Annotated in this window: 8 protein-coding genes; 1 reads left to right on the top strand and 7 read right to left on the bottom strand. The window is 59.9% G+C overall.

What is annotated here, in order from left to right; translation table 11 throughout:
• Nucleotides 1-13 precede the first annotated feature (13 nt).
• The 4 genes from PQG80_RS11400 to PQG80_RS11415 all read right to left on the bottom strand — a co-directional run bounded on the left by PQG80_RS11400 (nucleotide 14) and on the right by PQG80_RS11415 (nucleotide 5401).
• Nucleotides 14-1870, bottom strand: coding sequence for a cache domain-containing sensor histidine kinase (locus PQG80_RS11400; protein ID WP_271751433.1), 1857 nt, complete (start codon nucleotides 1868-1870; stop codon nucleotides 14-16).
• Nucleotides 1871-2030: 160 nt separating this feature from the next.
• On the bottom strand, nucleotides 2031-3407 hold the full coding sequence (locus PQG80_RS11405) for an ABC transporter substrate-binding protein (RefSeq protein WP_271751434.1): 1377 nt from the start codon (nucleotides 3405-3407) through the stop codon (nucleotides 2031-2033).
• Nucleotides 3408-3560: 153 nt separating this feature from the next.
• On the bottom strand, nucleotides 3561-4412 hold the full coding sequence (locus PQG80_RS11410; protein ID WP_271751435.1) for a carbohydrate ABC transporter permease: 852 nt from the start codon (nucleotides 4410-4412) through the stop codon (nucleotides 3561-3563).
• Nucleotides 4409-5401: a carbohydrate ABC transporter permease gene (locus PQG80_RS11415; RefSeq protein WP_271751437.1), complete on the bottom strand. Its 993-nt coding sequence runs from the start codon at nucleotides 5399-5401 to the stop codon at nucleotides 4409-4411. The genes PQG80_RS11410 and PQG80_RS11415 overlap by 4 nt, the downstream gene beginning before the upstream one ends.
• A gap of 238 nt (nucleotides 5402-5639) precedes the next feature.
• Here PQG80_RS11415 and PQG80_RS11420 point away from each other — a divergent pair, with 238 nt between their 5' ends.
• Nucleotides 5640-6164: a general stress protein gene (locus PQG80_RS11420; RefSeq protein WP_271751438.1), complete on the top strand. Its 525-nt coding sequence runs from the start codon at nucleotides 5640-5642 to the stop codon at nucleotides 6162-6164.
• Nucleotides 6165-6531: 367 nt separating this feature from the next.
• Here PQG80_RS11420 and PQG80_RS11425 read toward each other — a convergent pair whose 3' ends face one another.
• The 3 genes from PQG80_RS11425 to PQG80_RS11435 all read right to left on the bottom strand — a co-directional run.
• Nucleotides 6532-6909 (bottom strand): GNAT family N-acetyltransferase, encoded by a 378-nt coding sequence (locus tag PQG80_RS11425; RefSeq protein ID WP_271751439.1) that lies wholly within the window; start codon nucleotides 6907-6909, stop codon nucleotides 6532-6534.
• Nucleotides 6910-6981: 72 nt separating this feature from the next.
• Nucleotides 6982-7701, bottom strand: a complete 720-nt coding sequence (locus PQG80_RS11430) for a PIG-L family deacetylase (RefSeq protein WP_271751441.1) — start codon at nucleotides 7699-7701, stop codon at nucleotides 6982-6984.
• A 92-nt stretch (nucleotides 7702-7793) separates the two neighbouring features.
• Nucleotides 7794-8645, bottom strand: an 852-nt coding sequence (locus PQG80_RS11435) for an LCP family glycopolymer transferase (protein WP_271751442.1), incomplete at its 5' end; no start/stop codon positions are given.

Below are 8645 nucleotides of genomic sequence, written 5' to 3' on the forward strand. Positions count from 1 at the left end.
GCATGGCCTGCCCCTAAGAGGAAGGCATCGGGTCTGCCGGGATCTCGATGACGATCGTGGTACCCCGGCCTTGCTCGCTGTCCAATGTCAGGGAGCACCGTTCGCCGTAAACGAGCTGCATGCGCTCGTAAACGTTGGCGATGCCGATGCCCGACAGCTTCGCCATAGCGCTCTCCATCGCGCTCCCGCGCTGCGATCTCAGTTCCGCGCGCAAGCGCGCCAGCGTCTCCCGCGACATCCCGGCCCCGTCGTCGCGTACGACAAGGCGCAGCTTGCCGTTATCCGCGGTCGCGTCCGCGCCGCTGCGCTCCTCCTCCGCAGCCCGGCGGGTGGCCTCGACGACAATGGTGCCGGGTTCCTGTCGCAGCCCGTGGATATAAGCGTTCTCGATTACGGGCTGGAGCAGGAATCGTGGTATCCGCAGCGCCAGCGTATCCGAAGCTGCCTCGATGTTCAGCACGGCCTTCTCTTGCTGGCGGAAGTTCAGCAGATCCATGTAGCGCCGCAGCACCTCCAGCTCATCGTGCAGCGAGGTGAACTCCTCGTCCCTGCGGATCGTCTGACGCAGCAGGCCGGACAACGAGGCAAGCAGCTCGCCGTTTTCCACGTCTCCCTTGAGCAGAATCCGCAGCCGGATCGAGTTGAGGATGTTGAACAGGAAGTGCGGATTGATCTGCGCCTGCAGCATCGCCAGCTCCGCCTTGCGCTTCTGCATCTGTTCGGCCCGGATCTCCTCGATCATCCCTTCGATGCGCTCGAGCATCTGATCGAACTGCTTGCCGAGCCGGCCGATCTCGTCGCTGCCGCGCACGCCCGAGCGGACCGTTAGTTCGCCGCGCTCGACCGCGCCAGCGGCTTCGCCGAGCGCCACGACCGGCTTGGTGAATTGTCGCAGCATATAGATGAACAACGCCAGAAACACGAGCGTCGCCGCGATCTGCACAGAGAAGCTCAGCTGGGAAACCGAATGAAGCTGGCCAACCGCTTCTTTGTAAGGCCTCAGGCTGACGACGCGGTAGCCGCCGTAGTCGAGATCGTGCCGGCTGAGCAGAAACTGCTCGCCTTCGTAGCGGACGGTCAACGGCTCTTCCGCCTGCCGCACCTCCGCGGGAAACGGAAACATCTTCCCGACCCGTTCCCGGTTGCGGCTCGCGAGGATGCGCCCGTCCGCGTCGAGGAGCATCGTTTCCTGCCTGCCGATGTCGTGCTTGAAAATTTCCCCCAGCATGCTCTCGCTGATGCTGGCGACGACGTATGCGTAGGGCTCGGATGCGTACGGTAATCGCAGGTTGCGGGCCATCGTGAGCAGATACGGCTCGGCTGCCTTGCCGTCCACCGTATACTGATCCACGAGCCCGATCCATCCGATCTCGTATGCCGGCAGCGCCTGCACCCGGTTGATCCATGGCATCCGCAAAAAGTCGGAAGGCTTAAATCCGCCGTACAAGTCGAATTGATAATTGGTGAAATAGTGCCCGTCGACGGTCAGTATCGTCACATAGACCGTATCCATCGTCGACGCGATGCTGGTGAGGAAATATCCGATATTCTTCGCGTCCAGGGTGTCTTGAGCAGGGTCGAACTGCCCGAGCTTGTAGCGCTGCCAGTTCTCCTTCAGCGCGAGATTGATATTGTTGTCGAACATGATGCCGTTGGAGACGCGGATCATGTTGTCGAAGAGGCTGGACAGATAGACTTCCGTCAGCTCGAGAGACTTGTTCTCGTTGTCCACGACCTGCGCCCGGACGATGCGCTGGGTTAAATAATCTCCGGCGATCAGCGTGAAGCCGGCCGGCAGCAGGAGGCACAGCAGGGCGGTCATGATCAGCTTGCCGCGCAGACTGTGCGCGAATCTTCGTATATTGAACACCCTATCGCCTCCCGCCGCCGACATATTACTGTAGATTTCTGTAGTTTACCATAAGCGTCCACATCTTAATGTCCGGGTTCTATGTCGCGCTGCCCCCGAAGACCAAGAACGCTCCGCAGGGTATGATCCCTGCGAAGCGCGGCTTGCCCGATGCGGGCCGTTATTTGTTGGCGTCGACGATTTTTTGAAGAGCGGCGTTGGCTTTGGAGATCGTGGTCTCCATATCCTGCTGTCCGAGCACGAACTTCTCGGCTTCCTTGACGTACGCCTCTTCCAACTCCGACTGGTAGGCCGGCGGCAGGTTGAGCGGGGTCGTCGGGCTGTTTTTCATAACGTAGGTCAGCGACGCCGTATCGATCATATCCGGGCTCTTGAGCTTTGTCTTCAGGCCGGAGATGAACTGGTCGACGTCCTGCTTTTTCCACGCCGAGTACACATTGCTCCATTGCTCGCCCTTCGTCGTATACCAGCGGATGAAATCATAGGCGGCTTGCTGGTTCTCGGACTTTTTCAGCACACCCATGAAGTTGCCGTTCGCCGGGCTCACGCCGGACGGCTCTCCTGCGCTGTTGGACGGCATCGGCGCGAACGCGCTGACGAAGGTCGCCGGGAATTCGTCCGATCCGCCCGCCTCGGTGATCATCCAATTGCCCGTGACGATCATCGCGGCCTTCTTGGCGAAGTAGACCGAGCGGTAGGCCAGCTTTTGCGAGATGGTCTCGCTGTACGGAATGGCGCTCTTGTCCACGTTCTCCGTCTGATTGCGGATCTCCAGCGATTTGCGCACTTCGGGCCCGTCTACTTTGAGCACGCCGTTGTTCACCAGGTTGTTGTCCTTACTCTGGTTGAGAAGTCCGAGCTGCATATACATCGGCCAGGAGTGGAAGTACGTGCCGTAGACCTTGTTCGCGCCTTCCCCGCTCGTCAGCTTGCGCGAGTAATCGTAGAAGTCGTCCCACGTCCAGTTCGTCGGTACCGGAAGACCCGCTTTATCCAGCATTTCTTTATTCAACAGGACGAAGTAATTCTCGTAGGTGTCGGGCAGCGCGTACACTTTGCCGTTCAGGGACGGATCGACCGTGTACTCGTCCGTCACCTTGATGCCTTCGGCGCCAAGCAGATCGTCGAGCGGCGCCAGCAGGTCGAGCCCGACGCGCTTGGAATACTCGGCGGCACTCGGGAACATGACGACGTCCAGATCGGAGCCCGAAGCGATCAGCAGGTCCAGCTTCTTAAGGCCTTCGACCGAGTCGTTGTTCTCGACCAGTTCCTCATACGCTACGGTTACGTTCGGCTTCTCTTTTTTATATTCTGCGAGCATGCCGTCCATCTGCGCCTTCGGGATCCAAGAAGCGAGCTTGATGGTCACGGGCTCGTCCGATGCGGCAGAGGAGCCTGAAGCCGCCCCTGAAGCGGTCGGAGCTGCGGACGAAGCGTCGCTGCCGTTGTTGTTGCCGTTGCCGCTGCCGCACCCGGCAAGCAGCGAGATGGAGAGCGCGGACGCCATGGCTGCGGACAACATCTTTTTGTTTAACATAATTAACCTCCCCAGGAATTGGTCGCACCGGCTGATGAATAGCGGTTCGTAACACAATCGTAACATTGGGCTTTTCCTGTCGATAAGATACCAAAATTGACTAAAACGGAAAATAATTGACCGTTTTTTGTCTAAATAGGAAAATTCGTTCCCTTAACCTTTAACGCCGCCAAGACTAATGCCTTCTATTACCTGCTTCTGCCCGACGATAAAAACGACGAGCAGCGGCACGATCGCCGAGACGGACGCGGCCATCACGAGCGAGTAAAATTGCCCGTTGCGGTCCGCGAACGCGTTCATGCCGAGTTGGATCGTGTACAGCGCCTTGTCGCTCAGGAAGATGAACGGCGTCTGGTAATCGTTCCATGTCCAGATAAAGCGCAGGATCGCATAGGTGGCGATCGCCGGCTTCACGAGCGGCAGCAGGATGCGCGTGAATATCGAGAAGTGGCCGGCTCCGTCGATCTGCGCGGACTCGATGTACTCGTCGGAAATGCCGGAGAAGAACTGGCGGAGCAAAAAGGTGCCAAGCACGCTGAACCCGCCGAGCAGCACGAGACCCGTGTGCGTATCGTACAGACCGATCGAGCGGTAGATGACGAACAAAGGGACGAGCGTCGCTTCTGCCGGAATCATATATGTCGCCAGCACGACCAAGAAGAGCGCGTTGCGGCCCGGAAACCGAACCTTCGTGAAGCCGTAGGCCGCCATCGCCGACACGACGACCGACAGCAGCGTCGTAAGGACGGATACCTTGATCGAGTTCCAGTAATATAACGCGAAGTCGGCTTTGCCGTTCCAGACCTTCTTATAATTCTCGATTGCCTGCCAGTGACTTGGAATCCACTCGACCGGGTAGTTGAACACGTCGACCTCCGGCTTGAGCGAGGCGGACAGCATCCAGGCGAACGGGAGCATAAATACGATGCCGAACAGGACCAGCAGCAGCGTGATGAGAATGCGGGATACGGGCAGCGCCCTCCGCCCGGCGGCTTGCGTCTTCATCCTTGATGCACCCACTTTCTTTGTCCGACCCACTGGAGGAACGTGATCGCCAGGATGACGATGAACAGCACGATCGACATGGCCGAAGCGTATCCCGTCTTCAGATTCACGAAGCCCTGCTGGTAGATGTCGTATACGATGACCGAAGTGGAATGCGCGGGTCCGCCGTCCGTCAGCACCTGGATGAGCGCAAACGTCTTAAAGTTGGCGATCAGGCCGGTGATAAGCAGGAAAAAGCTCGTGGGCGTCAGCAAAGGAAAGGTGATGCGAAAAAACTTCACTCGGGCGGACGCGCCGTCGATGTCGGCCGCTTCGTACAAGTCGCGCGGAATGTTCTTTAGCCCGGCGATGTAGATAATGAGAGACACGCCGAGATCGATCCAGATCATGAGCAGCATGACCGAGGGCAGCGCGTAATGGGGGTCGGCCAGCCACTTGGGCGGCTCGTGAACACCCACGGCGGAGAGGAAGCCGTTGACGGGGCCGTACGACGGGTGGAACAGCACCTGCCAGACCACCGCCACCGCGACGATGCTGGAGATCTGCGGCATGAAGAAGATGACTTTGAAAAAGGAAGACATATACGCCCGCTCGGAGATCAGCACCGCCAGCAGCAGCGCGGCCGCCATGCCGATCGGCACGGCCAGCAGCATGATCAGGTTGTGGAGCAGCGACTCGCCGAACTCCGCGTCCTGCAGCAGCCGGGCAAAGTTGCCGAAGCCCGATATGCGCAGCTTGTCGTAGCCCGTGAGGAACGACCAGTCGGTCAGGCTGAAGATCAGCAGCATAATCATCGGTATAAGCGTAAATACGATAACGCCGAGCAGCATCGGGCCGACGAAGATATATCCGGCCGCGATCTCCTGAAGGCGTCTGGCTCTGCGGGCCGTTGCCGGCTTCGGCGTTGAATTGGACATGGAGCTCGGCAATGAATTCGGCATCGGTATTCGTCGTTTCGGGGCTTGCCCGGTATCCGTCGGGGTCGTCACGGTCTGCGGCCTCCTTGCGATAGGCGATTTCTTTTAGTATAGAAAACGCTTCATCATGGCATAAGGCCGGAATATGACTCATTTCAAATTTTTTTGACCGAAGGGGCAAGCCAGATAAAAAGCAGAGGCGGGCTGCATGAAATCCGCTTAATCGGGGTATTAGATAGTGAAAGACCTGCTTAGGAAAGCGCAGTACCATTATTCGAACTATTACTATCTATACTGGGAGGGATTCGTAATGGCACAGGAACGCGGCACGCATGAACGCAGAATCGTAGGCGTATTCGACACGGAGCAAGGCGCGGTAAAAGCGATCGAGGACCTGAAGCGTCAAGGATACACCTCGGACGACATCTCCGTCATCAGCAAGAACCGGGAAGATCTCGATTATGTCACCGACGAGACGGGGACCAAGGCGCCCGAGGGCGCCGCGGCCGGCGCTGCGACGGGCGGCGTAGTCGGCGGCCTGACGGGCTTGCTCGCGGGGCTCGGACTGCTGGTCGTTCCCGGCATCGGGCCAATCCTCGCTGCGGGTCCGATCGCGGCGACGCTTACGGGCCTCGCGGTCGGCGCCGGCACGGGCGGCATCGTCGGCGGCCTGATCGGCCTCGGCATCCCCGAGGACGAAGCGAAGCGCTACGACGAAGATCTGAACGCGGGCCGGATCCTCGTCCTCGTCGATACGGATCCCGACCGCCGCGCGCCGATCTACGACACGTTCCGTACGAACAACACGCTTAACTCCGACACTTATATCGTCTAGACGCGGACATCAAGCAAGCCCTCCTCCCGGCGACGGGAGGAGGGCTTGCTCGTGCGTGCAAATCTGCGAGCGTCTCGTTGGTCGATTAGGGGAACTGTTTTCCGTTAAGGACAGCCTCGGGCGTCTATTCGGCATTATAGCGGAACTTTTTTCCGCTATGGGACTCGGGAGGCCAATCCGCTGCTCAATAGCGGATCTTTTTTCCGTTATGAGCATACGCGAGGCGTCAGCTTGGCGCGATAGCGGAACTTTTTTCCGCTATCGCTACGCGGGAGGCACTTCGCGGCGCGCCAACAACCCCGCCCAGTCCCGAAGGACATGACGGGGTTGTCCGCATTCATATGATAGGATGCCGAGCGATGCCGAATCAGCGCGATTCTACGCCGTTGCTGCTATAGGAATCCGAGTAGCGGCTGGCGTCGCCGCTGGCCCATACGTCGGAGAGCGACGGGTCGGCCTGGAACTGCTGCAGCGCGTAGGCGCAGGAAGGGATGATCTTGCGCCCCTTCTCCCTCGCGTCTTCGACGACGAAGTTCAGCAGCTGACGCGCCAGTCCGCGCCCCCGGTATTCGCCGTCCACCGAAGTATGATCGATGATCCAGGTGTCCGCGTCCGCCATGGTATACGTAATCTCGCCGATCTTGCCTTTGACGCCGCGCAGGATGTAGCCGTTGCCTTCCCGCTCGGCTACGATCTCCTCTTCGGGGCGTACGTCGGGCGTTCCATTATCGTACAATGCGCTCATGTCCATGCACCTCCATCGTCATTCTCGTTCTCTATTCCTTACCCCGATCGGCCGTATTCGAGCACCTATAGACTATGGCTTATGATAATAAGAGACGGGCTTCGCGATCGCCGCATCGATGCTGCGCTTCACCGAATGGTAGCCGATCGCGAGCTGCCCGCTCGCCGGATCCCAACGCTTGTACTCCCGCAGGGACGCGACGACCCTGTGCGCGTGGTCGCGCGACCGCTCGACGAGCAGCTCCAGACGCCGAGACTCCCGCCTCGCGTTGCGCAGATTGTACGGCTCGACGTACAGGCGCAGGTCGGCGATCGCGCCCGACCGTGCCAGCCGCCGCGCAGCCCGTCCCATGTTGGCATGATCGCCGTGGTTGCCGCCGAGATCCGTGAACGCCTTGACCCGGGCGTCCGGATACCTGCGCAGGTACTCCCGTAGCACGGCCTCGCAGCCCTCCACGGTCGTCGACCCGTCCCGCATCTGCCCGTCCGCGAAGTGAATATGCGTCTCCGGCACGCCTAGCGCCAGACACGAGCGGCGGAATTCGTCGTTGCGCAGCCGCACCATGTCCGCTTCCCCGAGATAGCCGTAGCCCTCGGCGGACGGATCGTAGAACCGCCGCGTCAGCGCGCTTTTCGCCTCTCCGTTCAGCTGCTTGCGTACGCTGGAGGAGCGCCCGTCCGTGTAGAGGATGACGTGGCACTCGTCGCCGACGTCCAGATGGTTGCGGATGCCCGCGCCGAACGTGAGCGCCTCATCGTCCTGATGGGGTACGAAAAACAAATTAATCGCCATGCCGCGAAAGCCCCTCCCGATCGATTCGTGATGAATGAAAAAACTCGCCCCGCGCAGGCTCGAACGGCCATGCGCGAAGGCGAGCTTCCCGGTCAAACCCCGTCGTCCGCGAGCTGCGCGGCGAGCTTGTCGTGCATGCGCGCCCGCTCCTGCTCGCTGACCATATAATAGTAGATGCCGCCGATGCGCTCTCCGCCGCCGTTCACCTGATCCTTGCTCACATTCTGAATCTCTTTGCGATAGTTGTTGAACAGCGCCTTCATGTCGTCGACCGTCAGATTGGTCTTCGCGTTGGCGCGGATCTGGTCGAGAATGTCAGGCAGCTTGGCCACGGTCTTCAGCCGCTTCGCCTTCTCGATCAGCTCGCCGAGCACCGTCTGCTGCCGCTCGATGCGTCCGATGTCTCCCTTCGGATCGTCGTAGCGCATGCGCGAATACAGCAGCGCGTTCTCTCCGTCGAGCTCGAGACGGCCTTGCGGATACGTGACGCCGTCGATCGTGAAGCCGAACGGGTTGTCGACCGATACGCCGCCGAGAATATCGATGATCCGCTCGAAGCCTTCCATATTCACTTTGACGTAATAATCAATGGGGACGTTCATGAAGTTCTCGACCGTGCGGATCGACATGTCGACGCCGCCGAAGGCGTATGCGTGGTTGATCTTATCCAGCTTGCCCTTGCCTACGATCTCGGTGCGGGTATCGCGGGGGATGTTGTAGAGAAGGACGGAATGCTTGGCCGGATTAACGCCGACGACCATGATCGTATCCGACCGGCCGACATCGCCGCTCCGCTCGTCGACGCCGAGCAGCAGCACCGTAAACGGATCCTTGGCGTTCAAGTCGACGATGCGGCGAGCCGTGTCGGACGGGTCGGCGTCGCCAGATGCAGCCAGTTGGACGGCGCCCGTGGCCTCCCCGGCTTCGCCGCCGCCCGCCCCCGC

Source organism: Cohnella rhizoplanae (assembly GCF_948329515.1).
Classification (GTDB): Bacteria; Bacillota; Bacilli; order Paenibacillales; family Paenibacillaceae; genus Cohnella; species Cohnella rhizoplanae.